This is a genomic window from Serratia sp. EWG9 (assembly GCF_019913725.1).
Lineage (GTDB): Bacteria > Pseudomonadota > Gammaproteobacteria > Enterobacterales > Enterobacteriaceae > Serratia > Serratia ureilytica.
Window position 1 is genome coordinate 1 of the sequence record NZ_JADNRO010000035.1, and the last position, 253, is coordinate 253.

1 pseudogene is annotated in these 253 nt (G+C 62.1%); it reads right to left on the minus strand.

What is annotated here, in order from left to right:
• Positions 1 to 179: 179 nt before the first annotated feature.
• Positions 180 to 253 (minus strand): annotated as a pseudogene (locus ITX55_RS24245) (transketolase); the annotation flags it as partial.

Genomic DNA, 253 nt, shown 5'->3' on the forward strand with positions numbered 1-253 from the left:
AGGGCAAAGGCGCGGGTTGCCAGGGGCCGCGCCTTCGGCCCCTGGCTCGGTCGAGGTGCCTGAGCCACATGGGGCATCTCACTTTTATCGACCGAAAATTTCACGAACGCCTGCATAAAAACGCTAACTGACCAGCATTAGGCGCCAGTGCCCCTTTTTATCGGCTTGCGCCCGGCGGCTTACTTCAGCAGCGCCTGCGCCTTGGCCACCACGTTGTCCACGGTGAAGCCGAACTCGGCGAACAGCTGCTCCG